This is a genomic window from Allocatenococcus thiocycli (assembly GCF_921292965.1).
GTDB lineage: Bacteria > Pseudomonadota > Gammaproteobacteria > Enterobacterales > Vibrionaceae > Vibrio > Vibrio natriegens.
The window spans coordinates 79,639-103,366 of sequence record NZ_CAKLCK010000005.1 but is presented as its reverse complement, the minus strand read 5'-3'; the positions used below and the strand labels follow the sequence as shown (position 1 = coordinate 103,366).

Here is a 23,728-nt window from a genome sequence, read left to right as displayed (position 1 = left end):
GCAGCATTCAAATATGCAGAAGACACCGATTGTGTGCTGAGCTATGTGAGTATTCCGGAGCTATCCAGCCACCGATTCCGTTTTAAACCGGACACCATTTCCGGGATAAACCAGCCATTTTTCCACTAACTCCGGAATCACTGTCCGGTTGAGCGGAAACCCTGGCCGGTTACTCCAGAATATCCCTCTTTTCTCTTTTAAATCAATAACTCACTGTTCTTGTTATGCATCTTAACGTAGCAAGGAAGTGATAATGCCGAAAAAGAGAACATCTATGACAAACATTAAAGAGGTATTACGCCTTAAATATGAGTGCAATCTATCGACCAGAAAGATAGTTTCCTGCACGAAAGTCAGTCGCTCGACGGTCTCAGAAATACTGACCCGCTTTGAACAAAGCGCAATGAGCTGGCCACTTCCCGAAAACTGCTCATATACCGAACTGGCTCAGACTCTCTACCGTGACAAAACAACCAGCAACACAAAGGTGATGCCGGACTTCGCTCAGTGTTTTGTCGAACTGAAACGTAAAGGCATGAGCAAACATCTTCTGTGGGAAGAGTATCTGGCTGAATATCAGGAGAGAGCCTATCGTTACACCCAGTTCTGCGAGCATTACACTCGTTGGTTAAAGAAGCAGAAAAGCAGTATGCGTCAGAGCCACCTGGCCGGTGACAAACTGTTCATCGACTACTGTGGGCCAACCATCCCAGTGGTGAACCCTGAAACCGGAAAAATCCGCAACGCTCAGATCTTCGTGGCGACGTTAGGCGCTTCCAACTACACCTATGTCGAGGTCTGTGAAAGCCAGCGGCTAGAACACTGGCTGGAAGCTCATGCCTATGCCTTTGAACATTTCGGCGGTGTGTCGGCGCTTCTTGTGCCTGACAACCTAAAAGCAGCCTTCACCAAAACGGATTGCTACGAACCCAAGCTCAACGATAGTTACCGCAAGCTGGCTTAACATTACCGCACAGCGGTTATGCCAGCACGTCCCCTTATAGTCCCAAAGGTAAAGCAAAGGCAGAGAATGCCGTCCTTATCGTTGAGCGTTGGATCATGATGCGTCGTCATCGAATCTTCCATACCTTCAATTGGTTCGGATCTTCATCGATGTTTACCCGCTCAATCAATTGTGAGTTCAGCCCTTAAAGTGGGTGGGTGATATTACAAATCAACCTCGAAGCTGCATATTATAAATTTTCGCAACCAGCCAACCCAATATACCAGCTAGAAAAGCCCATAAAATTCCTCCTATAACTACACCAAATGTAGATATGTGCCATCCCATGGTATTCCAATCAGTATGTAACATATTGCCCGTAATATTTGACATCATTGTTGGCAATATAATTACCAGTACGGAGCAAATAATCCATATCAGGCCAAATGCTGCCGCACAAGCGACGGCAAGTGCATTTTCACGAACTTTCATCATACCTCTCCTTAAACCGACCAGTATGTATTAGCCTCAATCAGAGTTAGTTCTCCGTGAAAGTGAAGCGGTTAGTGCTATTTATTCTTCTTGTGAGTCTTCGGAGGCATTGAGTGACAACTCCAAGGCTCGTGTTTCGCGTTGTCCCTAACATTTTGGTCAACAAACTTGTAGTAACTCTCTTTAGTTTTTGTCCACCAATCATCATGAACATCAGCACCATGCTTTTTAATGAGTTCTTCAATCCCATCAAGATTGATATTTACAGCGTCATACGCGAGATGTATCTCACCATCTTTTATGTTGTAACTCACTTCATCAATACCAAATACACGGTCTATTTCTTCAATGAGAGCATCGCAATTTATTTTGGTAACATTACTTAACCTCAGATTGCGCACTACTAAGTTCTGCTCTCTGACACCAACTCTATGATCTAAATCGCTCATTTTTTTATCTCCTAATGTGAATGAGAATATTTCTATCACTTTTGATTCATGCTTTTTACTTTCTTAGTTTTTTTGAAATTTGGAATCCAACTTGAGGTTGTGTTCATATAGTCACGGTACTTTGCTCCGAACTCAGAAATAGCATAAGCCTCTTCACGCCTAGCAAGTTTTACATATACAACTACTAAAATTGGAAACATCACAAGTGTGGGAATCGTCGGCCACTGCAACAAAAAGCCGAACATGATGAGAATAAATGCTACGTATTGGGGATGACGGCATCTTGTATACCATCCTGTAGTCGCAAGTTGATGTTGCTTTTGTGCGTGATGAAGTACGTTCCACGCTGATGACAAGATAAAGAAGCCAGTAACGATAAACACCATGCTTGCAATGTGGAACAGATCCCAATGAGCATCGCCTTCAAAACCAAAGAAGGTATGCAATAAGTGCCCATTTTCGTGTGCGTAGAAATTTACTTCTGGGTAATTTTTAGTCAGCCATCCAGACAAGAAATAGATAGTTAATGGAAAACCATACATTTCAGTAAATAGGGCAACTATGAACGCAGAAAATGCACCAAGACTTCGCCAGTCAGTTGATGTTTTGGGTTTGACAAAACTAAAAGCAAAAAAGATAAAAATCGCTGAGTTTAGTATCACCATTGACCATAGGCCATAATCATAGGTCTCATTCATGGTTGTTCTCCTTTTTGTGCGATGTTTTACGTCCTTCTTCTAGTCCTTGTATGTAGCCATCGCGGTAGGCTGCGTTCTTTTCACTCAGTTCTTGAAAGTTCTCTTTCTTATCATGTTCAGTTGTGTGTGAATGATTGTGTCCATCCTTGCCATGGCTGCTGTGCATAAATACGTGCATCAAAGGACATAACAATAAAATTAAATAGGGAAGAAATGGCAGGACATGTTGCCCATGTTCAAACACCAAGAAGTAAGTTGCTGTGGCAATCAGTGCCAGAGCAGCCCAGCCTGTCGGCGTTGACCAAAATTTAGGGCTTTCATTTTTCATGTTGAACTCCTACTGGCTGTAAGTTGTAAGCATACGTTTATCTAAACCACCTTTAAGACACCGCGATACATCTGCATTTGACAATGAAATTCGTAGTCACCGGGAGATAAGCTAGGCAGTGTTATTGATGTTTCAGAATTAAGTTTAAGCTGTTCACTTATTTCTAATGATGGAATTAGCAGAGTCTCAGAACAGGGTGTTTGATCTTTGCGTAAAAATTTAAGTGAAATAGGTTGATTGGAGTTCAATTGAATTGATGATGGCGAATAGACCCCATCCTTCACTTCAATTACCACTTCATTGTTTTTAACAATAGTTTTAGTAGGTTTGTATAACCAGAACCACCAAACAATAAGCGCGATTAATGCTAAGCCGGATAAATTAATCACCATCATAGAGATTCTCCTTAGTGGTCTTTGGCTTTAAATAAACGTAGTCGATTGGCATTTGACACCACAGTTAATGACGAAAACGCCATTGCCGCCCCCGCAATGACAGGACTCAGTAGGATGCCAAAGAAGGGGTAAAGAATACCTGCTGCAAAAGGGACTCCCGCTACGTTATATACAAACGCACCAAACAAGTTTTGCTTGATGTTTTGCAGTGTCGCTTTACTCACTGCTATCGCATCAGCGAGCCCGTGAAGAGAGCCACGCATTAGGGTTATATCTGCGCTTTCAATCGCTACGTCTGTACCTGTGCCTATTGCAAAGCCTACGTCGGCTAATGCCAGAGCTGGGGCATCGTTGATACCATCGCCTGTCATACCAACGATTTCTCCACTGTTTTGAAGTTCTTGAACCTTGTTGGCTTTATCCTCAGGAAGCACTTCTGCTAAAAATTCGTTAATCCCTGCTTTTTTAGCCACAGCCGCAGCAGTTTCCTTGTTGTCACCTGTTAACATGATGACCCGTATTCCATTTGCCTGAAGTCGCTTGATCGCTGAAATAGAATCAGACTTAATCGGATCGGCAACGGCAATAATTGCTGCAAGCTCGCCATTGATAGCAAAGTACATGGGAGTTTTGGCTTCTTTGGCTAAGGATTGTGCCTGCTTTGTGTAGTTAGACAGGTCGATACCTTTTGTTTTCATTAGTTTATCGTTGCCAAAAAATAAGATGTTACCTTCACAGGTTGCTTCTACACCAAATCCCGTTATGGCGTTAAACGCTTCAATTTTTAGTAATTTAACCCCTTTTTCTAAAGCGCTTTCAACAATCGCTTGTGCGAGAGGATGCTCTGAGCCGCTTTCTAAACTAGCGGCAAGCTGCAACACGTTTTTTTCGTCTATAGCATGCGCTAAAACGATATCGGTTACTTTAGGTGCTCCTTCGGTAATCGTGCCTGTTTTATCTAAAATCATGGCAGTGATTTTAGAGGCGGTTTGTAGCGCTTCTCCGTTGCGAATGAGTACGCCTGCCTCTGCTGCTTTTCCAACCCCGACCATAACAGACATAGGCGTCGCTAAGCCTAGTGCACATGGACAAGCGATGATTAACACTGTGGTTGCAGAAACGATGGCAAAAGCAATCGCAGGCTCTGGCCCAAAGTTAAGCCATGCAAGAGCACTTAATATTGAAATGATCATCACCACAGGGACAAAATACGCTGAAATCACATCGGCTAATCGACCTATCGGTGGTTTGGAGTTTTGTGCTCGTTTCACCATATTAATGATTTGTGCCAGCGCAGTATCTTTGCCAACGCGTGTCGCTCTAAATAAAATCATGCCAGATTTGTTCAACGTACCGGCGACAACGTCGTCCTCTTTAACTTTTTCAACTGGCATAGGTTCACCGGTGAGCATTGATTCATCAATAGAAGTACGTCCTTCAAGTACAACACCATCGACAGGAATTTTTTCACCCGGTTTTACTTTCACTACATCGTTAAGTAAAACCTGCTTAATATCTATTTGAATTTCTTTGTTGTCACGAATGACGATCGCTGTTTTGGCTTGCAATCCGATAAGACGCTTGATGGCTTCTGAGGTTTTCCCTCTGGCTTTTATTTCGAGTGCTAAGCCTAAATTAATCAAACCGATGATCATGGCGGTGGCTTCAAAATAAACGTGCCGAGCCATCAGTGGAACGGCGTCGGGAACAAACACGACAACCATTGAATAAACCCATGCTGTACCTGTACCTAATGCGATCAGCGTATCCATATTGGCTGAGTGATTTTTAAAACTTTTCCACGCGCCTATGTAGAAATGCCTGCCGGAAAAGAACATCACTCCTAGCGTTAGCAGGCCAACGACTAACCATGACAACCTCTCTATATCGGTTTCAACTGTCATTTCACCGACAATAATGCTGTAGACCATCAAAGGGACACCGAGCGAAAGCGCAATAAAAGTATCTCGCATCAATTTTTTGTAATACGCCCAATCGGCAGCTTCTTTTTCATCAAGAGTATCTGTATCCGTAGTATCTTCGTCGAGAGGTTTAGCGTTGTACCCAACAGATTCTACAGCTTTGATCAATGATTGAGTATCCGCTGTACCAGATACCAGAACGGTTCTGTCTGCAAAGTTCATCTCTGCACTCTGAACGCCCGGTGTATGATTCAGTGCGGCTTCTATTTTGCCGACACAACTGGCACAACTCGCGCCTTCAATCAATAATTGTTGTTCCGTTAATTCTGTGATCATAGTTTTCTCCTTCTCTTAGCCTTACGAAGGTTTTTTTTTGGCTGGTACCAACTGTTTTTGGACAAAGCACCACACTAATCTGTGTCATTTTTTACCATCGTCTAAACCTAGGTCATATGCTCATTTGTAGTCTAGACCTATGTCTAAGGCACAGGTCAAGGCCTTACTTTACCGTAACTCTCCAACTGGCTTTGATTAATTCGACATGAAGCGCAGGTAGCCTTAGACGGTATTAACACCTCGTGATATGAAGTTTTATTTACGGAGTGGTGTCAGACTAAGTCATTTAAAATGACAAGTAACTGTCGCAAAAATGACAAAACCTTAATATGAGGCATCTGCGGATAAAATTTCGCACTAAAATGTGGATGCAGACCATATTTTGTAACTTAACGCTCAAATAAAAGTAACAAATAGCAAGAGCGACTGAATGCATATAAAGTGACACAGCTGTCTAACTTGATGTTTATTTCTATTGGGAAGTAATTGGAGAGCAAAAAATGCTGAGTCTACACTTAGCTTGAAATGAATAAGTACTAATACTCTAGCGTTCTCATCTGATCAATAATTATGAGAGCAATGATCGGTATCACCATTGAAACGGTTTAGAACGGGAGAACGATAAATGCACGACGATTCCGCTTATGGTTTTTGGCCGCTGGTGATATTGAATTCGGCTATCTTTATTTTCTTCGCTTTTAGTTTTACCAAGCCGAAAACGAAAACTGACTGGCGCAGTCTTGGGGCTTTTTCTGCCTTTATCATTGCGCTTTTTACCGAGATGTATGGATTCCCCAAATTACTATCGATTAAACGACTACAACTTATTAAGGATTATGCTATGAAAAATTCTATAAAAACACTGTGTTCCACCATCGTTGTTACCGCTGTAATGTCTTCAACAATCTTTGCTGAAAAAGTATATGCCCAAGCTGATGAAAACCAATCCATGGGCGGCACCATGATGATGGGAATGATGAGCCGCGAACAGATGGCAGATATGTCTGAGCATATGCAAAAAATGCTCAAAATTATGGACAAAATCAAAGGTGAAACCGATCCGGAAAAACGGTAGCAATTAATGCAGGAACATATGCAGGCCATGCAGATGATGAATAAATGTATGCCTATGCAAGACAGAATGAAAATGACTGAACATCAGGGTAAAGGCATGTCGGATAAAATGGGTGAGCCAGACATGATGAAGCGTATGGACATGATGGAAGAGCGCATGGGTATGATGCAAATGATGATGGGACAGATGATGGAGCATGAATCTGAAGCGAAAGATTAACAGCATTACTTTCCCTGTGTCTATTGACCTTCCCCTAAGGGAAGGGTTTATAAGTTCTCTTAGGTTGTGTCATAAACACAATTTTGTAAGGATACCTGAGAGGTTGTGATGCTAAAGCAGTTGCATACAATTTGGTTAACCGGACTCACACTGTTTGCTTTATTGCTCTCTAGTGTATCTGCCAGTGCTTCTCTTAATATGCCGCTCAAAAATAGGGGCGATTCTTTAACTGTATCGTCTCTTTCACATGATGAGCATTTAAAGGGTTTGTCATCACAACTCGAATCAATAACGACCGAAACAGATTGTCATGATTCAACCAATGTTATGAATCTAGAGCATCAGTGCTACCCTTCGAGCTGTGCAGCTAGCGCTCTGCTGATTTCTCAAGTCATCATTACAAACTATCAAACACCCCAACGTATCCCTTTCTTCAGGGAAACTGCTGAGTATATCAACTCGGTAACAGGCAATTTGTATCACCCTCCAATAGTCTGATTCCTTCTTAACGGTTAATTCCCTCGTCAACAGTGGCTTTGACATGCTTATCTTGCATGAAGTTTGTCTGTATGACCTGCTCAATTTCGTTATTAGCTAACGAGCATTTTTGCAGTATCTATCAACTCGAAAAGGAAAATCATCAGTGAATATTCGAAAACCTTTAGCTTTCTTTGCTGCCTTGCTACTTGGGTTGAATTCGGTCACAGCATTCGCTCATGAAGGTATGCATGACCCAGAGAGGGACTCTGGTTTGAAAGAAGTGAACCAAGACGCACCAGCATTAGCACTGGATTCTGCTGAATTTAAACAAGCCCAAAACCTTTTTCGTACGGTTGGTGGCTATGGATGCACCGCATGCCATGGTCTGTTTGCTCAAGGGGGCGGTAACGTGGGGGGAAATATAAGAGACCATTCACTAAGCCAGATAAATTATGCCCTTCAGAATGAGCCAACAATGAAGCTACTGAATAATGCGCTTAGCGATGGAGATAAATATGCTCTGGTTGGATATCTCAAAGCTTTGGGTAGATTGGAACTCATTGAGTGGACGATTGATGGAGAGGTTTCATACACCAAGGTGGGAAATTGATAAAGAATCAGATAATCAACTGGTTATATTCAACAAAACTTTTGACTCTATCGATTTGTCTTTGATGCCGATTGGTAATATTCACACACTTTCAATCGAACCCTATGCAACAGAATCGTATACGTGGAAAGTACCGCCCGGTGAATACAGATTGCAATACAACCAGCATGTTCTTGATATGTCCTTCAGGTTCTGAATAAAAGGAAAATTTACGATAGTCTCTTGACCTATGTGTTGCACACAGGTTTTAAACTCAAAATAGAAACATAGATAAAGATGTAAGGAGTTCATTATGAGTTGTTGTAATAAAGCGCCCAATGGCGGAACCAGTGACCCTAAATTATTGTTGAAAGTGACTTTAGGTATGTTAGCAGTCATTGTGTTGTTAGTTTTTTTATTTGGTTGATTATCCTTAGGAATTTTGTGTTATCTCACTATTTAGTTGCCATTCGGAGGGTTAAGTATGCTGACAACTGAAATTGCCCGGACAGTCGGGGTTACTGCGGAAACGGTTCGCTTTTATACCAGAAAAGGACTGATCTCTGCGACGAAAGACCCAAGTAACGGCTATAAAATTTACCCACCGAGTGCTGTGGATAGATTGCGGTTTATTAGTCATGCACGAAGTATTGGCTTTAGCTTAAGCCAGATTGAAGAGATCATAGAATACTCTCAGCAAGGAAATTCTCCCTGTCCAAAAGTGCGGAAAATGCTGAGTGATAAAATTTCTGAGACACAACAAAAAATTAAAGAATATCAGATGCACCTGGCTGTTATGGAAGAAACTTATTCCGAGTGGGTGGATGAACCAGACATGACTCCTGACGGGAAGGCAATATGCTGCCTGATTGAAGACTGGTCAGATAAACATCCATCTATTACCTCTCGGGAGGAAAAAAATGAAGGTTAAAGAATATTCTCTTGCGTTATCAGGTGTCAGTTGCGGCAATTGTGTTACAAAGATCGTTTCCGCTTTAAGGGAAAGCGATCCTGATATCTCGCTGGTTATTAATAATAGTAAAGATAAAACAGATCTTATTACCACATTGGAACCAGAAAACGCGATACAAATTATTTCCAGCACTGGATATGCTGCGACTTTGCCCGTAATTCACCAATACGAAACAACATTGGCTAGCGTTTCTTGCCAAAACTGCGTTAAAAAAATTACGTCTGGCATTAGAGATGTTGATAATAACGCTAATGTGTCAGTGGACATTTTGGCTCAGCGGTTAGTTGTCAATAGCCATGTCAGTGACTCTGAGGTGGAACGTATTTTACTGGAGTTAGGATACAGTGGCCTAAACGAAGAGCGGAATACCGCCGTTCGCGATGTGACTGAAGCTAATACGACCAGTGATGATATGGATTTATTGGCTCAAAAACAGACGGTGAATCTGGCTTTAGAGGGAGTGACATGCGCCAGTTGTGTTAATACCATTGAGGGGGCTCTGACAAATCTGGAAGGTGTCGAATCGGTGGATGTCAACTTTGCTAACCGTACAGCGACCATTCAGTCTCATCAATCAACACTATCACTTATTCAGGCGATTCAGGCGGTTGGTTACGATGCCAGTGAAATCGTTGATGCTGATGAGGCGGAAGATATCAAAGCAGAGCAGGAAGCCCAAGAGTATCGGTTTAAAATCAGGCAAAGTATTATCGGTCTGGGACTGGGTATTCCATTGATGGGTTATGGCCTGCTGGGTGGCCCTATGAATGTAAATACCTTCTCAGAGCAAGCTCTCTGGCTTGGTATCGGTTTGTTGACATTGGTTATTTTGTGGCGAGCCGGCAAGCATTTTTTAAGGGAGCCTGGAAAGCGTTCTTAAATCGTAACGCCAACATGGATACCCTTATTGCACTCGGCACTGGGACGGCCTGGCTCTATTCAATGGTGGTAGTTTTAGGACCTCAATGGTTACCTGAAAGTGCCAGACACCTCTATTTTGAGGCGACCGCAATGATAATCGGTTTGATCAACCTTGGGCAAGCGCTTGAGGTTCGGGCCAGAGGCAGAACGTCTCAGGCTATCAGACGGTTACTTGATCTGAGAGTAAAAACTGCGGTGGTGATTCGTGACGGACAAGATGTCTCCGTTCCTGTCGAACAGGTGATGCGGGGTGACAAGATCCGGGTAAGAGCAGGTGAGAAAATTCCTGTGGACGGTGTGGTCACTGATGGGCGTACGACGATAGATGAGTCTATGTTAACCGGGGAACCAATTCCCATAGAGAAGCAAACGGGCAGCCAGGTATCCGCAGGCACCATAAACGGTCAGGGAAGTTTTGTGTTTGAAGCGCAAAAGGTAGGTAGTGACACTGTTCTTGCCCAGATTATCAGCATGGTCTCCAATGCGCAGAACTCGAAACCTCCTATTAGTCACTTAGCCGACAAGGTTTCTGCCGTTTTTGTACCAACAGTTATGATCTTATCTATTATGACTGCTTTGATGTGGTACAACGTTGGTCCGCAGCCAACGCTGGCCTATATGATTGTTGCCGCAACCTCAGTACTTATTATCGCTTGTCCCTGCGCTCTCGGGCTAGCGACGCCAATATCTACCATGATTGGAGTTGGGAAGGCGGCAGAGTTTGGAGGTTTGATCCGCAACGGAGAAGCCTTACAGCGGGCAAGTGAATTGGATGTTGTCGTATTGGATAAAACCGGGACCATCACACAGGGTAAACCTGAGGTCACAAACTTCCGTGTCTTTTCGGGTGAAGAAAATATTTTGTCGCTGGTTGAGACTTTGGAAAAAGGCTCTAACCACCCATTGGCTCAGGCATTAACCAGCTATGCGCAACTCCACGCTCAATCTGGAGAGTCACCACAAGTATCCGAGTTTGAGTCCTTAACCGGTATGGGAGTGCAGGCTCACTACAACGGGAAAAGATTGCTCCTTGGTAACGATAAGCTTATGCATCGGTTTGGACTGAAAACAGAGACCGTGAGTGAATACGCCATCCAGTGGGAACAAGATGCAAATACTGTGGTGTACTTTGCTTTAGATAACGATATTCAGGCTCTTTTTGGTATCAGCGATCCTATAAGAGAAGATGCCCGAAGTGCGATTGATCGTTTCCACAAACAAGGTATTCATGTCGTCATGCTAACCGGAGATAACGAAAATACGGCTAGGGCGGTTGCGAGCTTGTCAAATGTTGACGAGTTTTACGCAGGGCTAATGCCAGAGGATAAGCTTCGCTGGATTAAAGAGTTTCAGGCACAGGGAAAAGTTGTCGGCATGGTTGGCGATGGGATCAATGACGCTCCGGCACTTGCTCAGTCCGACGTTGGGTTTGCTATCGGAAGCGGCACCGATGTTGCCATTGAGAGTGCGGATATCACTCTGATGCGGAGCTCTCTGCATGGTATTTCAGATGTTATAGGGATCAGCAGTGCAACGATGACGAATATCAAACAGAACCTCTGGGGGGCGTTCATTTACAACTCCCTGGGTATACCGGTCGCAGCAGGATTACTATTTCCATTTACGGGCTGGCTTCTAAGCCCAATCATTGCAGGAGCAGCTATGTCGCTGTCATCTGTTACGGTCGTCACTAACGCAAACCGGTTACGCTTATACAAGCCTGGCCGTTCTATCGGTAATAAATAGGAGGTTGATATGTGGGTGAACGTAATAGGTCTTACAGCCATTGTACTGATCATCTGGTGGTTTTGGGGGAAAGAACTCGGCAGAAAATGACGATATTGTCATCATTACAGTCCGGTTACTGACAGGTACGGTAGATTAAGATCAGCATTAGATAGACAGAGTAAGTAATTTGGAGAAAGTTATGAAAGCTAACAACAAAAATCACAGTTGCCATTCGGAACATGGCGCGCACAAAGGCCATGGTTGGATGATGCTTTTATGTGTTTTGCTGATGGTCGGAATACCGTTCCTGGTTCTCTCCTCAACCATGAGTTCGTTTAGTCCGTCTCTGCTTGGTACTGCACTTGTGCCTCTGATTTTATGTTTGGTCATGCACGGGGTGATGATGAAATTTATGATGCCAGGAAGTACAAAAGATCAGGATGCTTCTCAAGAACCGCAGGATAAGAAAGAGGTGCAAATGGTAGAAGATAAAACGAATGATGGTGGTCGATTTAGCGCTTGATTTATCTCATTCAAAGCAACGAATCAGGAAACCAAGATTTCTAAGTCTTTTGATAACGCCGTACAACTTTAAATTTAAAAAAGAGAATAAGGATTGAATAATGAAAACTGTTCTTACAACAATGCTGATCGGTAGCCTTATTTCTGCACCAGTATTTGCACAGGATATGGTAAAAGACAGCGCAACCGAAGGTTCGCATAATCAACACCACAGTTCAGAGAGTAATACGACTTCATCTGCTGAGATGCCCATGATGGATATGATGCAGAACATGGAAAATCACCAGCAGATGATGACGCAAATGCATGCCATGATGACTGAAATGCATCAGATGATGTCGGAGAAAGGTTGCGACAAAGCAATGGGAACAAATATGATGGAAAAAGAAAGCTAGTTACCGATTCCGTACACAATTTCTCTTTATCTACTTTAAATTTAGCTCGTGCTTATGGCCGGGCTTTTTTCTTTTTTTTCAAAATTTTAATTGATTTTTAGCATGATATAGATCATCTGAATATTTTGTAACTTCATGTATAACTATCTGATGTGTCGAATGTTTGCTGGATTAATATAAATGTTTAATAACTTGAAACTTGGTCAAAAGATAGGCCTGGGTTTTGCGACTCTTATGGTATTTCTTTCCATTATAGTGATGATGAGTATTTTCACGCTGAATAAGGCTGATTTGGGTATAGAATCGTATAGTCGCCTTAGTGAAGTGTCTGACTTTAGTTATCATATTCGAAATAAATTGATTGAAGTGAAAGAAGATACACGAGCGTACTTATTGTCAAATAGTGATACAGACATTCAACGCTACAACAAACATATCTCGGAGTTGGACAAAGCCCTTCAGATGCACTTACCCTCATTCGACATGAAAAATGCAAAAGTGCTTAACGACATATCAAATAAACTGCATCAATATGATGAAATATTTTCAGATGTAATCAACCAAACAAAACAGAGAAGCGATGTTTTGAATGGTGTCCTTGAACGGAGTGGTGAGCATATGTTCAGTACCATGCGTCAACTTGCAGTCAAGGCTTATGATTATGGTGACACAGACTCTGCGTATCGGGCATCTCTGGTTCAGGAAAAGCTGCTATCAAGTCGGATCAATGTGTTGAAGTTTCTACAGTCAAGCAGTGATGAAAATTACGATATAGCCTTGAAAGATATGCAAGAGTTGAAAGGCGAAGCTATGGCGTTAAAGAACCTGTTAACCGAGGATTCATTGAAAGGCCTCCTTACTCAGTATCACACGTCACACAAATCGTATCTTCAAGCAATGAGTTTGATTCAACAGGCCGAAGTTGCCCGAAAAGAATTGATTCAAGTTCGCCTTAAAGGTTTAGAAACTGAAATAGAAAAAGACATATTAGAGATTCAATCTACCGTCAATGATAGCAAGAGAACAACCGAACTGGCATTGAAGTCAACAACAAAGCAGAGTATCCAGTTTACTACTGCTATTTCATTTATTGCCATTTTAATCGGTACTGTCTTGGCGTACTTGATGACTATCTCGATTACTAAGCCCATTTTGAAAGCTATCGATGCAGCAGATAAGCTTTCTCAGGGAGATTTATCGGGCTGCTCTGACGAATCAAGTGTTCGAAAAGATGAGGTTGGAACGTTACTCAATGCGATCAATGTTACGACGATACGATTGAGAAGTATGGTCAGCACGATTGCTGAAGCCGGTAAAGAGCTGAATCAAACATCTTCGGTGATGATCAATCTGACGGAGAAATACTCCAACAGTATCCAGAGACAAGAACAGGAAACCGATTCCGTAGCAACTGCAATGACGGAAATGACAGCGACCGTAAAAGATGTTGCTCAAAATACTTTAATGGCTGAACAAACAGCAAGTGAAGCAAGGGAGCAAGCAACGAAAGGTTATATCATTGCAAAAGAGACCACGCAGATAATCAATAAGCTAGCTCAATCCGTTGGTGATTCTGCTGAAAAATTATCTGTAGTGGAAGTTGAGTCCGGTGATATTGGCAATATATTAAATGTTATCTATGAAGTCGCGGAGCAAACGAATCTTCTCGCTTTAAATGCGGCCATTGAGGCAGCAAGAGCGGGGGAACATGGTCGTGGTTTCGCGGTTGTTGCTGACGAAGTAAGGCTACTTGCACAGCGAACTCGAGAGTCAATCACTCAGATACATACTATCACTGAAAAACTACAACATGGTATCCAAGATGCTGTTCAGGCAATGAACAATGGTAAAACTCAAACCGTGTCCAGTGTTGAACAGGTTAGCCTCATGGGCGACGCACTATCGGCTATTGAAGAGTCCGTGTCAGTTATTTCTGATATGAATACTCAAATTGCTAGTGCTTCTGGTCAGCAAAGTATCGTCGCGGATCGTGTCGGTGAACATATGAAATCCGTTGGTGAAATTGCTCGTAGAAATACAAACACGATTATGGATATCAACTCGTTATGTAGTGATGTCGGTAGTTTATCAATTCAACTGAGTAAGCTGATCAGTCAGTTTAAGCTTTCATAAATCAGCAAATTATTTGGATGGTGCCTGGTTGAGCTGAGATGTATAAAAATTCGCTTTAATTAAAAAGAGACGTTGGGTAGCTGAGCCACATGAAATGAGGTTGATAGATTGTTCAGGTCGGTTCTCATATTTTGAAGTGCTGTGTCTGCGCGGGCTTACCGTGGCACTCTTTCGTTCTCTGCCATTGAAGAGACAAGGAAGTTCAACAAATATGAAATTTGGTGCCCTCTTCCTTAGGTCTATTGCTAATCGTTCATCTCAGTACTGCTTGTTTCTTTGGTGAAAAGAGCGAACCAGATTTTTCGTATTCGTATCTTCTGTCGTTATTATTCATTCTCTCTCTGTTTAATCTCATATTAGATGGAGATAATGTTTATTAAGTAGTGATAATAAAAAAAGCTGAGCCTAATGCTCAGCTATAAATGATAAATAAAATAATGAACTCAAATGTTTCCATATGAGTAAGCAGTGGATCTCTAGTATAAATGCAATATAATGAATTTTTCCTGACCAGGGAATGACAGATTTGTCATGGAATTAACAATAAATATAAGACATAACGCCATTGTTCTTAATTATTAATTACAGAAAAATTAATAGGATGATAGGTAATTGTTAAGCTTTACGATGCAGAGGGTGTTTTGTTATTGTTTATGTGAGGTTTTGATTTTTTTTGTTTTTATCCAAGCAATTGCTTTTGGTAACATCACGCTTCTAAATGTTTTTCTACAGCAATGAACTGCTTTTATCGCTTTTTTCTATATTTTCCTCTGTGCTGGGAATACTTAAAATACAAATGGCAAAGGATATTAAAATTACACGAATGTCATTTCTGAGTCATGTTTATGACATGAATGAATTGTTAATTTCTCCGTTATAGAAATTAGATGAATGATTACCTATTCAAAAATATGCATGGTTAGAACAAATTAAGCAGCTTTGTCTGCTTAATTATTTTTTGAGTAGAAAGCAGCGTGATATTGCTTTGCCAGTATTTTAATTTTGTTGAGTGGGGCGATACCATAATATTATATGGCATATTTTTCTTTGTCTCCTTCGTGACTTTGTTAGTACTGGCATGCAATTAAATGGCCCCTCTCTTTCTGTAGTAGGGGGTAGGAATGTCGAAAGTTATATGAGAATCAATAGATTTTTGTCCTGTTTCGACAACACAAGGAAATTGCATAAATGATTGAAAAAAAATTAAAAATGGCTGCTCCTTTGGCAGTGGTACTAATTACAGCTCCGGCACTGGCTGATGTCGCTTCACCATCGCTAGATGGTTTGAAGGGTGAAATTGATCAACTGACCGCAGAAGTCGCTAAACTAAAAAATGACCAATCTGCTATCAGGCTTAATGGTTATTACCGTATGCAAGGCACGGCGGAAAGCCTCGATGAAACTGACGATAATAGTAGTACTTGGGTTGATCAGCGTCTGCGCATGAAGGTCACCGGCGACCTGAATGAAAATGTTTCTGTGGTTTGGTACGGTGAGTACGATGCTCCCTTTGGTGAAAAAGGCAGTAAGACGGTCGCAGGTTCAGGTGGCAAACTCAGTTCTGATGGCGTTGGTATTGAGACAAAAAACGCTTACGTTGATTTTAGACTACCGAATACGGACTGGAAGGTACGAACGGGTATTCAAGGGTATGGTTTTGGCAAATATGAGAGTTTCGTGACTGATGATGACATGAACGGCATCTCGTTTTTGGGCAATATAGACATGGTCAACCTGAGCGGGGGGTGGTTTAAATGGGATGAAGGAGAAAGAGATTCGTCAGACGACGTCGACTTCTACGTGTTGAATGGTGAGTTAAACCCTAACGATAATCTAAGTTACGGTTTTACTGGAGGCTCAATCAACAACAGGAACGAAGATGCCATTAATGGCACGGCTGCTCGAACGGACGATATTTATCTTGGATCCTACGTTGACTACACTTATGGTGACATGGCTTATAGCGGTTCTGTACTCTATAAGATTGCGTCAGGAATGGACTCAAATGCTTCTGATGGGGAAGCATTCATGTTAAATCTCTATGCTAAAAAACATTGGACTGGCGGTTATATTAAAGTCCACGGTATCTATATTCCTGCTGACGACAGCAGTAATGGGACAGATCGTTTTGCTGAAAACAATTCAGGTTATGAGCTCAACAATAGTAACCTGATGATATTTGGAACCGATTCATACTATAACAACGGCTCGCAAGGCGGTAAGGCAGTTTATGATGCGGCTTACCAAGGGTACGGCTTGTTGGGTTTGATGCTCTCTGGTGATCAGATGCTAGAAGATGACTACTATGTTAAGTATGGCGCTGGTTACTTCAGAGTGGCTGACGATGCCCCTCAGAGTGCTTCACAGGCAAATGGTTCGAATCTTGGTGCTGAATTGGCTGCACAGTTTGGCAAAAAATTTGCGGGTATATATGACTTGAGTTTGCGTGGTTCTTACGGTTTTATGGGGGATTTCTATCAAGAAAGCTCTGAGGACACATACAAGATTGTTGCTATGCTCAATGTCGTATTCTAATTGAATCATTAAATACAATTAATTTTATTATGACGGTCAAGCAGTCGCTTGACCGTTTTTCTGCGTTATCAAATCATTCAAGATTATTATTTTATTGAATCCAGGATGTTCTTCTCATGAGTTTTAATCAAAGTCGAGCCTTATGGATAACCTTTTTCTTATTAATGGGTTAACCGATTTTTACCATTCGGACCGTTTCCATTGTTAATCTTTCTGTGTATAGCGTTGATATCAACCAATGAGTTCAACTCATTAACTTTAAGGAAATATGACAAAATTGTCATCTTAAAGACCAGAGTTCGACACCATGGCACCATTAAGATGTGATCAAGTTACAAATATCAACGCAACAAAAGGAAATCCAATGAAACTGATGAAAACGACTTTTACGACAGCAGCCTTGATTTTACTAAGTGGAAACGTCCTAGCTGGCCAGTATATTGATACTTTTGGCAATTATGAGGAAAGGTTGGCAACTCGTACATTTCACACCGAAGCGGTCTCTTCAAAACAAGAAGCTTATAAATTAGGCTTACAGAAATTGCATGAACTTGATAACAGCTCGACACAAGAGCTCGACCGTAAATTGATGATTACAACATCAACCAATAACGACGTCCATTTGAATAAAAACGGTTATATTACTGTACAGGAATTTATGAATAATGCTGGACAGATACTGTATAAAGGGGAAGTCAACGTCAGTTATCATTACGCAGAACTTCGTGACCATTAAAACAACGAAGTAACAATGACTTGATTGCTCTTAATGTCAATGAGTCATTGTTACTTCTGTGCTAAATGGAGTCTGCTGAATATTCACTCAGCAAGATCCCATTCAGTTATTTGAGCTAATATGTATTTCAAAGCTTTAAGCACATAACACCATGATATTTATTAAAAATGAAGCTATTAATTATTGAAGATGAGCCTATAACAGGCAGCTACTTAAAAAAGGGATTTACAGAGTCAGGCTACGTTGTTGATCTCGCTTATGACGGTGTCGATGGACTCTACCAAGCGACTACTAATCATTATGATCTTATTATATTAGATATCATGCTTCCTAAGTTAAATGGTTGGCAAGTTTTACAGACAATGCGAAGCAGTCAATTAAATACGCCAATCATTATGCTTTCTGCAAAAGATCAGGTCGAAGACAGGGTTAAGGGACTAGAGTTGGGAGCGAACGATTATGTCGTCAAACCTTTTGCTTTTGTTGAGTTGCTTGCCCGGGTTAAAAATGCGTTAAGGCACCAAAATAGGCAAGTGAAGAATGATGCAACTCTAGATCTTGCTGATTTATCTCTGGATCTTTTGAAGCGGACTGTTTACAGAAGTGGTGAGATGATCGCTCTGACTGCCAAAGAATTCTCTTTATTAGAACTCTTTCTGCAAAGACGTGGCGAAGTTCTGTCGCGTTCACTTATCGCATCTTTGATATGGGACATGAACTTTGATAGTGATACCAATGTTATTGATGTGGCAGTTAAAAGGTTGCGAGCTAAAATTGATAAGCCCTTTGATGTTAAATTAATTCATACGGTGCGTGGAATGGGCTATAAATTAGATGATTCTCTAGAATGAAGCTGAAAATTAAAAACTCAATGGCAACTAAGCTGATGTTCATGTACATCGCATCTTCGTTCGTTGTGCTTGCTTCATTTGCCTTAATTCTTCAGTATTCAATTAAACATCATTTTTATCAGCAAGATTACCAACGCCTCGATAACCATTTCCAAACAATCTTTTCCGCGTTTGATAGTTTAAGTGATAACGCTATTACAGCGTTAAAGGCAGAATCGGCATATCTTTGGGTATTAGACCGGGAGGGTATACCTGTGTTCACAAACACGACGTTATCTCTGCCCAACAATTCAACAAGGTTGAACTCGATGGAATGGACGGTCGATGGACACGCATATCGAGCTTTCCGGTTTCAGCTAAAACACCCACAATACGGCGCTATTGTGCTTGGACTCAATGTTGACCATCATCTCTTATTTATTAGTAAATTTAATATTGTTCTATTTTGGGCGTTTGTCATAGCGAGCGTAATATCAGGTGTATATGCCGTTTTTATTGTTCACAAAGGGCTAAAGCCTCTGCTCGTTTTACAGAGGTATCTGAGTAAAGTAAGCGCGAATCGCTTGGATATCAGAGTACCGGTTGAAGAGCTTCCCGTAGAGCTGGTGCAACTGGTTGAAACACAAAATGAAATGTTGGAACGTTTACAGCGTGGCTTCAATCGACTCAGTGAGTTTTCGTCTGATATCGCACACGAATTAAGAACGCCTCTAACCAATATTATGACTCAGACGCACGTTTCTTTATCTTCTAAAAGAGCGGTGGATGAATATGAGGAAATACTCCTTTCCAATATGGAGGAACTGGAAAGGCTGAACAAGACTATCAAAGATACTCTCTATTTAGCTAAGTCTGAAAATCGCTTGCTTCACAGTAATAAAGAGGTGCTCCAATTAACAGAAATCATCAGGCCACTCCTTGAGTTCTATGAATTGATGGCTGACGAAAAGGAAGTTTGTTTAGAGTTAAGTGGAGATTGTGAGCAGTTTGGTGATAAACAGATGTTGCAACGTGCAGTTGGCAATATTATTTCTAACGCGCTGAGGCATTGTGATGTTGGCTCTATGGTATCCATACAGATTGTAGAAGGTGAAGAATACAATTCTATCAAGATAAAAAATACTGGAGAGGCAATCCCGGAGAGTTCTTTACCCTATCTGTTTGATCGGTTCTATCGAGCCGACAAGTCCAGGAAACATAGCAGAAGTATTGGCGCTGGGCTTGGTTTAGCCATTACACGATCTATTGTCCAGGCACATGGTGGCGAAATCACAGTGTCTTCCAGAGAAAGAATCACTGAGTTTAATCTCACAATGAAAAAGGGTGAGGTATAAACGGGCTTGGTTAGATTTCTTTAATGAATCCGTTTTGTGGCAATATTGTTGTCTAAATTAAACTTAAGTGCCTATTTATTACAATTCATGACATTATTGTCATATTTCAGTCAGGTGAAAATCAGTATACATCCTTTATTCTAACCTTGTTCTCATAATTATTGGTTCGATGAGAACGCTTTTTTCATTTCTTATTCTTTTCATGCTGAGTGTAGACTCAGCATTTTTTTGATCGCCATTTATTTATCAATAAAAATAAATATCACATTAGGAATTTTATACCACGCTGTATACATTCAGTTGTTATTGTTGTTTGTTGCGTTTATTTTATCATTAAGTTACAGGGTATGGTCTGTGTCCAAATTTTAGAGCGAAAAATTATTCGAATTCCCCTCAAATTATAGTTTTGTCATTATTGTGACAGTTTGTTGTCATTTTTAAAGTCTTAGTCTGACACCACTCCGTAAATAAAACTTCATATAAAGAGGTGTTAATAATGAAACTCAAAAAAACAATATTAGTGGTGTCTGTACTCAGTGCTTTTAATGCATTAGCCGATTCCGATACTTCCTATTTTGGGTATATTCGCAGTGGTATTGGTATGAGTGGAAACAATGGTCAGGATGTTCAGTTCCACAAGAACCAATTAGGTCGCTTAGGTAATGAGAATGATACCTATGGGGAATGGGGTGTTAAAAATGAGGTATACAATCAAAATGGCTTATCTTTCGACGTTGAGTCGATGGCTGTTATTTACACCGATGGTTCTACAGGATGGGAAACTAGCGAAGATGAAGATTTTACCGTAGCACTACCTCAAATTAATGTTCAGGCGAATGGAATAATTAAGTCCGCTCCTGAAGCAACGCTTTGGGGAGGGAAACGATACTACCAAAGACATAATGTCGATTTGGCTGACTTTTACTACTGGAATATTTCCGGAGCAGGTGCAGGTGTTGAAGGCATCCAAACTGAATCCGGTAAACTCTCGGTTGCCTGGATAAGAACAGACCGTGATGAAGTTGTCGATGAAGGGAATAATAGCGGAGTCTTAAACGTCAATGTCCTGGATGTTCGACTGGCTGATATCCCACTTTGGCGAAATGCTTCTTTAGAGGTGGGTGGGGACTATGCTCTCACTAACGAGAGTAGTAGTTATGAAGGCGATGTAAAAAATGGTGTCTTATTCAGTGTTGAGCTGACGCAAAATTTTAGTTTTGGTAAGAACAAAACGGTGTTCCAGTTCGGTACAGAAGGCTACGGTAAAGCCATTGCTGAATATGGTGATGGTTCTTGGTACGGAGCAGAAGCTGAGAGCGGAGCGGCAGCATACAGAATTATTAACTGGGGGGTTACTCAAATTGCAGACCAATGGGAAATGGGGCATCAGCTTGTCTGGTCATCTTCTACCGATGATATTGATGCAGGCCAAACGAATGATATCTCTTATTTTTCTTCCGTAGTGCGCCCGGTTTACAAGTGGGATGAGAACATGAAGACCTTGCTTGAAGTCGGATATTTTAATAGAAATGTAGGTGACGGATCCGAAGAGTCAGGGAGTAAAATCACAGTAGCTCAAGCTTGGACTACGGGGTTAAGTTATTGGGCACGTCCAGAAATTCGCTTGTATGCTAGTCATTTTAACGACTTCGATAATACGGACGCTTTAGGAGTAGGAAAAGACAGTGAATTTAATTTAGGTGTACAAGCTGAGGTTTGGTGGTAATTAAATAAAACATCATTGAGTTGATTGCTTTCTAGCAAACTATAATCCGAGTGGTATTAAATTACTCGGATTTTTTATGCTGTAACTCATTAAAATCACTGTTACTTTCTTTGATTTTGAACTTTCGTTTCAGATTCAACTATATCTATTGGGATTGATAGGGAAATAAAATGCTTTTATGACATTTTTGTCATTGTTTGGTCAGGCGAAGTTCAGGTGTTACTCTGTATACTAATATTGTTCACTAATTTATTGGTGATATAGAAGTCCATCATCGTAATTGTATTTTTCATTGAATTCTGCCTTATTTTTGAAGCCGAGCTTATTGCTCGGCTCTTTTTTTACTAGCCAGATAAACCATTGGAGGGATGACAAGCCACTGTAAAAGTGGAAACAAACCTATGCCAATTATTGGCACAATCGGCATAAGCGGGTCATATTCCCAGCGCGAATAAAATCTAGTATTGATGTGCTCCAGCACAATGGTCAATGCAATTCCTGGAAGAATAAAAAGAAAAACATCCACTAATGAAGCGGTTGATAGCCAATGCTTTTTGTTTACGTAAAAGACAAAATAGTATGAAATAACAGCGATGACACCATCCCCCAGAGATGCCTGAGTACAGATCCAGTTCATTGCCGGCAGGTTTGTTGACTGAGAGAACGTAAATAATGGCATCTGCCACATCTCCCAGAAGAAGTTTATGAAAAAAGAATAAAGAAAGACATATAAGGCAGAATAGTTTCTATTCGAACCTGATTTATATATAGCTGTCATGTCGAATTGTCTACAGTAAACATCGGTTACAGATCAGTGATTCGTATCGTTTATAAATTGTAATAAGAGTCACTTGATGGGGAAAAGTTACTTTGATTGTAGCTTAGTGAGGCTTTGTTGCGTAATTCGATGGAACTAAATCAAGAAACTACGATCTGAGCGGCTACGCCCATCAATCGTCGTAGCCTCATGCCTAAACCTCGTTACAAAACAACTAACTGGAAGCAGTACAATAAATCCTTAATCAACCGTGGTTCTCTGACCTTTTGGATTGATGAGGAAGCGATAGCTGAGTGGAAGCAAAACAAACAAGGCAAGCGTGGTAGACCTCGCCGATTCAGCGACTTAGCCATTACTACCGCACTGATGGTGAAACGCGTTTTCTCTATGCCCTTGAGAGCGCTGCAAGGTTTTCTAGACTCCGTATTTAAGCTGGCTAACATCCCGCTTGTTTGCCCGCACTACACCTGTATAAGCCGCCGAGCTAAGGAAGTTGAAGTTTCATTTAAAACCAAAACCAGAGGAGCAATACAACATCTGGCCATTGATGCCACTGGCCTCAAGGTTTATGGCGAAGGTGAATGGAAGGTCAAGAAGCATGGAACTGATGGGAAGCGAAGAGTCTGGCGTAAGCTGCATATCGCGGTAGATACAAGCACCCACGAAATAGTCGCAGCAGAGCTGAGCTTATCTAACGTCACTGATGCCGAAGTGCTCCCCAACTTACTCAAGCAAACACGTCGTAAAATCATTGAGATATCAGGCGATGGCGCTTATGACACAAGGAATTGCCATGATGCCATACGGATCAAGCGAGCTGTTCCGCTCATCCCGCCAAGAGAAGGAGCAGCCTTCTGGGAACAAGGGCATCCTCGTAACTTAGCGGTAGGTTGCCAGAAGCTCTACGGCTCCAACAAGAAGTGGAAAAAGCGGTATGGCTATCATAAGCGCTCTCTGTCAGAGACCGCAATGTACCGAGTAAAACAGTTGCTAGGTGGGAAATTAAGTCTAAGAAATTACAACGCTCAGGTTGGCGAGACTTACGCCATGATCAAAGCACTGAACAAACTTACAGGGCTTGGTATGCCTGAAACTCAGTATATTGTATAAAAGTCGCTCAACTTTAGGAGGTTTGGTTTCTCGTCTGAATTACGCAACAAAGCCGCTTAG

Annotated in this window: 22 protein-coding genes and 1 pseudogene; 16 read left to right on the top strand and 7 right to left on the bottom strand. The window is 41.4% G+C overall.

Translation table 11 applies throughout. The features are described 5' to 3' along the window. Positions 1 to 253: 253 nt before the first annotated feature. Positions 254 to 1,092: pseudogene (gene istA, locus L9Q40_RS03390) on the top strand (IS21 family transposase); the annotation flags it as partial. Between the two features lie 82 nt (positions 1,093 to 1,174). Here istA and L9Q40_RS03385 read toward each other — a convergent pair. The 6 genes from L9Q40_RS03385 to L9Q40_RS03360 form a co-directional block, all read right to left on the bottom strand. After that, the gene (locus L9Q40_RS03385; RefSeq protein WP_201769217.1) at positions 1,175 to 1,438 is read right to left on the bottom strand and encodes a DUF5676 family membrane protein; all 264 of its coding nucleotides are present in this window, start codon (positions 1,436 to 1,438) and stop codon (positions 1,175 to 1,177) included. 74 nt (positions 1,439 to 1,512) lie between these two features. Further along, entirely contained in the window at positions 1,513 to 1,884 is a 372-nt protein-coding gene (locus L9Q40_RS03380; protein ID WP_025767116.1) for a hypothetical protein, read from the bottom strand. A 35-nt stretch (positions 1,885 to 1,919) separates the two neighbouring features. Further along, entirely contained in the window at positions 1,920 to 2,582 is a 663-nt protein-coding gene (locus L9Q40_RS03375) for a methyltransferase family protein (RefSeq protein WP_025767115.1), read from the bottom strand. Further along, a complete protein-coding gene (locus L9Q40_RS03370) occupies positions 2,575 to 2,910 on the bottom strand; it encodes a DUF2933 domain-containing protein (protein ID WP_025767114.1) in 336 nt (111 codons plus the stop codon). The genes L9Q40_RS03375 and L9Q40_RS03370 overlap by 8 nt, the downstream gene beginning before the upstream one ends. A 41-nt stretch (positions 2,911 to 2,951) precedes the next feature. Next, positions 2,952 to 3,305: a cupredoxin domain-containing protein gene (locus tag L9Q40_RS03365; RefSeq protein WP_118121338.1), complete on the bottom strand. Its 354-nt coding sequence runs from the start codon at positions 3,303 to 3,305 to the stop codon at positions 2,952 to 2,954. 11 nt (positions 3,306 to 3,316) lie between these two features. Continuing rightward, entirely contained in the window at positions 3,317 to 5,563 is a 2,247-nt protein-coding gene (locus tag L9Q40_RS03360) for a heavy metal translocating P-type ATPase (RefSeq protein ID WP_498792008.1), read from the bottom strand. Positions 5,564 to 6,188: 625 nt separating this feature from the next. Between L9Q40_RS03360 and L9Q40_RS03355 the strand changes: the two genes are divergently transcribed. The 14 genes from L9Q40_RS03355 to lamB all read left to right on the top strand — a co-directional run bounded on the left by L9Q40_RS03355 (position 6,189) and on the right by lamB (position 21,780). Beyond that, a complete protein-coding gene (locus L9Q40_RS03355; RefSeq protein ID WP_201769222.1) occupies positions 6,189 to 6,638 on the top strand; it encodes a hypothetical protein in 450 nt (149 codons plus the stop codon). A gap of 6 nt (positions 6,639 to 6,644) precedes the next feature. Beyond that, positions 6,645 to 6,857 carry a hypothetical protein gene (locus tag L9Q40_RS03350; RefSeq protein ID WP_201769216.1) on the top strand — a complete coding sequence of 71 codons (213 nt, stop codon included), beginning with the start codon at positions 6,645 to 6,647 and terminating at the stop codon, positions 6,855 to 6,857. A 643-nt stretch (positions 6,858 to 7,500) separates the two neighbouring features. After that, on the top strand, positions 7,501 to 7,947 hold the full coding sequence (locus L9Q40_RS03345; RefSeq protein WP_025767111.1) for a c-type cytochrome: 447 nt from the start codon (positions 7,501 to 7,503) through the stop codon (positions 7,945 to 7,947). 463 nt (positions 7,948 to 8,410) lie between these two features. Further along, positions 8,411 to 8,857, top strand: a complete 447-nt coding sequence (locus L9Q40_RS03340; RefSeq protein ID WP_025767110.1) for a MerR family transcriptional regulator — start codon at positions 8,411 to 8,413, stop codon at positions 8,855 to 8,857. Next, positions 8,847 to 9,779 (top strand): cation transporter, encoded by a 933-nt coding sequence (locus L9Q40_RS03335; protein ID WP_244265801.1) that lies wholly within the window; start codon positions 8,847 to 8,849, stop codon positions 9,777 to 9,779. The genes L9Q40_RS03340 and L9Q40_RS03335 overlap by 11 nt, the downstream gene beginning before the upstream one ends. Continuing rightward, the gene (locus L9Q40_RS03330) at positions 9,731 to 11,566 is read left to right on the top strand and encodes a copper-translocating P-type ATPase (protein ID WP_498792004.1); all 1,836 of its coding nucleotides are present in this window, start codon (positions 9,731 to 9,733) and stop codon (positions 11,564 to 11,566) included. Before L9Q40_RS03335 ends, L9Q40_RS03330 begins: the two co-directional genes overlap by 49 nt. Before the next feature lie 181 nt (positions 11,567 to 11,747). Beyond that, positions 11,748 to 12,071 (top strand): hypothetical protein, encoded by a 324-nt coding sequence (locus L9Q40_RS03325; RefSeq protein ID WP_025767109.1) that lies wholly within the window; start codon positions 11,748 to 11,750, stop codon positions 12,069 to 12,071. Between the two features lie 100 nt (positions 12,072 to 12,171). Beyond that, positions 12,172 to 12,465 (top strand): hypothetical protein, encoded by a 294-nt coding sequence (locus L9Q40_RS03320; protein WP_262668358.1) that lies wholly within the window; start codon positions 12,172 to 12,174, stop codon positions 12,463 to 12,465. A gap of 180 nt (positions 12,466 to 12,645) precedes the next feature. Then, on the top strand, positions 12,646 to 14,598 hold the full coding sequence (locus tag L9Q40_RS03315) for a HAMP domain-containing methyl-accepting chemotaxis protein (RefSeq protein ID WP_025767107.1): 1,953 nt from the start codon (positions 12,646 to 12,648) through the stop codon (positions 14,596 to 14,598). A gap of 1,188 nt (positions 14,599 to 15,786) precedes the next feature. Then, positions 15,787 to 17,133: a hypothetical protein gene (locus tag L9Q40_RS03310; RefSeq protein WP_025767106.1), complete on the top strand. Its 1,347-nt coding sequence runs from the start codon at positions 15,787 to 15,789 to the stop codon at positions 17,131 to 17,133. 364 nt (positions 17,134 to 17,497) lie between these two features. Beyond that, complete coding sequence (locus tag L9Q40_RS03305) at positions 17,498 to 17,869, top strand: DUF3316 domain-containing protein (RefSeq protein ID WP_025767105.1); 372 nt, start codon at positions 17,498 to 17,500, stop codon at positions 17,867 to 17,869. 167 nt (positions 17,870 to 18,036) lie between these two features. Continuing rightward, on the top strand, positions 18,037 to 18,720 hold the full coding sequence (locus L9Q40_RS03300) for a heavy metal response regulator transcription factor (protein WP_118121341.1): 684 nt from the start codon (positions 18,037 to 18,039) through the stop codon (positions 18,718 to 18,720). Beyond that, complete coding sequence (locus L9Q40_RS03295; RefSeq protein ID WP_025767103.1) at positions 18,717 to 20,054, top strand: heavy metal sensor histidine kinase; 1,338 nt, start codon at positions 18,717 to 18,719, stop codon at positions 20,052 to 20,054. Before L9Q40_RS03300 ends, L9Q40_RS03295 begins: the two co-directional genes overlap by 4 nt. Before the next feature lie 496 nt (positions 20,055 to 20,550). Beyond that, complete coding sequence (gene lamB, locus L9Q40_RS03290; RefSeq protein WP_118121342.1) at positions 20,551 to 21,780, top strand: maltoporin LamB; 1,230 nt, start codon at positions 20,551 to 20,553, stop codon at positions 21,778 to 21,780. Between the two features lie 322 nt (positions 21,781 to 22,102). On the opposite strand, the gene L9Q40_RS03285 is transcribed toward lamB, so the two are convergent. Continuing rightward, a complete protein-coding gene (locus tag L9Q40_RS03285; RefSeq protein ID WP_118121343.1) occupies positions 22,103 to 22,459 on the bottom strand; it encodes a hypothetical protein in 357 nt (118 codons plus the stop codon). 288 nt (positions 22,460 to 22,747) lie between these two features. Between L9Q40_RS03285 and L9Q40_RS03280 the strand changes: the two genes are divergently transcribed. Continuing rightward, the gene (locus tag L9Q40_RS03280) at positions 22,748 to 23,668 is read left to right on the top strand and encodes an IS5-like element ISVa2 family transposase (protein WP_010446562.1); all 921 of its coding nucleotides are present in this window, start codon (positions 22,748 to 22,750) and stop codon (positions 23,666 to 23,668) included. The last annotated feature ends 60 nt before the right edge of the window (positions 23,669 to 23,728 follow it).

Bases quoted from the DNA above. Each gene is read 5' to 3' on its own strand.
- L9Q40_RS03385 (WP_201769217.1), bottom strand. From the start codon at position 1,438: ATGATGAAAGTTCGTGAAAATGCACTTGCCGTCGCTTGTGCGGCAGCA.
- L9Q40_RS03380 (WP_025767116.1), bottom strand. From the start codon at position 1,884: ATGAGCGATTTAGATCATAGAGTTGGTGTCAGAGAGCAGAACTTAGTA.
- L9Q40_RS03375 (WP_025767115.1), bottom strand. From the start codon at position 2,582: ATGAATGAGACCTATGATTATGGCCTATGGTCAATGGTGATACTAAAC.
- L9Q40_RS03370 (WP_025767114.1), bottom strand. From the start codon at position 2,910: ATGAAAAATGAAAGCCCTAAATTTTGGTCAACGCCGACAGGCTGGGCT.
- L9Q40_RS03365 (WP_118121338.1), bottom strand. From the start codon at position 3,305: ATGATGGTGATTAATTTATCCGGCTTAGCATTAATCGCGCTTATTGTT.
- L9Q40_RS03360 (WP_498792008.1), bottom strand. From the start codon at position 5,563: ATGATCACAGAATTAACGGAACAACAATTATTGATTGAAGGCGCGAGT.
- L9Q40_RS03355 (WP_201769222.1), top strand. From the start codon at position 6,189: ATGCACGACGATTCCGCTTATGGTTTTTGGCCGCTGGTGATATTGAAT.
- L9Q40_RS03350 (WP_201769216.1), top strand. From the start codon at position 6,645: ATGCAGGAACATATGCAGGCCATGCAGATGATGAATAAATGTATGCCT.
- L9Q40_RS03340 (WP_025767110.1), top strand. From the start codon at position 8,411: ATGCTGACAACTGAAATTGCCCGGACAGTCGGGGTTACTGCGGAAACG.
- L9Q40_RS03335 (WP_244265801.1), top strand. From the start codon at position 8,847: ATGAAGGTTAAAGAATATTCTCTTGCGTTATCAGGTGTCAGTTGCGGC.
- L9Q40_RS03325 (WP_025767109.1), top strand. From the start codon at position 11,748: ATGAAAGCTAACAACAAAAATCACAGTTGCCATTCGGAACATGGCGCG.
- L9Q40_RS03320 (WP_262668358.1), top strand. From the start codon at position 12,172: ATGAAAACTGTTCTTACAACAATGCTGATCGGTAGCCTTATTTCTGCA.
- L9Q40_RS03315 (WP_025767107.1), top strand. From the start codon at position 12,646: ATGTTTAATAACTTGAAACTTGGTCAAAAGATAGGCCTGGGTTTTGCG.
- L9Q40_RS03310 (WP_025767106.1), top strand. From the start codon at position 15,787: ATGATTGAAAAAAAATTAAAAATGGCTGCTCCTTTGGCAGTGGTACTA.
- L9Q40_RS03305 (WP_025767105.1), top strand. From the start codon at position 17,498: ATGAAACTGATGAAAACGACTTTTACGACAGCAGCCTTGATTTTACTA.
- L9Q40_RS03300 (WP_118121341.1), top strand. From the start codon at position 18,037: ATGAAGCTATTAATTATTGAAGATGAGCCTATAACAGGCAGCTACTTA.
- L9Q40_RS03295 (WP_025767103.1), top strand. From the start codon at position 18,717: ATGAAGCTGAAAATTAAAAACTCAATGGCAACTAAGCTGATGTTCATG.
- lamB (WP_118121342.1), top strand. From the start codon at position 20,551: ATGAAACTCAAAAAAACAATATTAGTGGTGTCTGTACTCAGTGCTTTT.
- L9Q40_RS03285 (WP_118121343.1), bottom strand. From the start codon at position 22,459: ATGCCATTATTTACGTTCTCTCAGTCAACAAACCTGCCGGCAATGAAC.
- L9Q40_RS03280 (WP_010446562.1), top strand. From the start codon at position 22,748: ATGCCTAAACCTCGTTACAAAACAACTAACTGGAAGCAGTACAATAAA.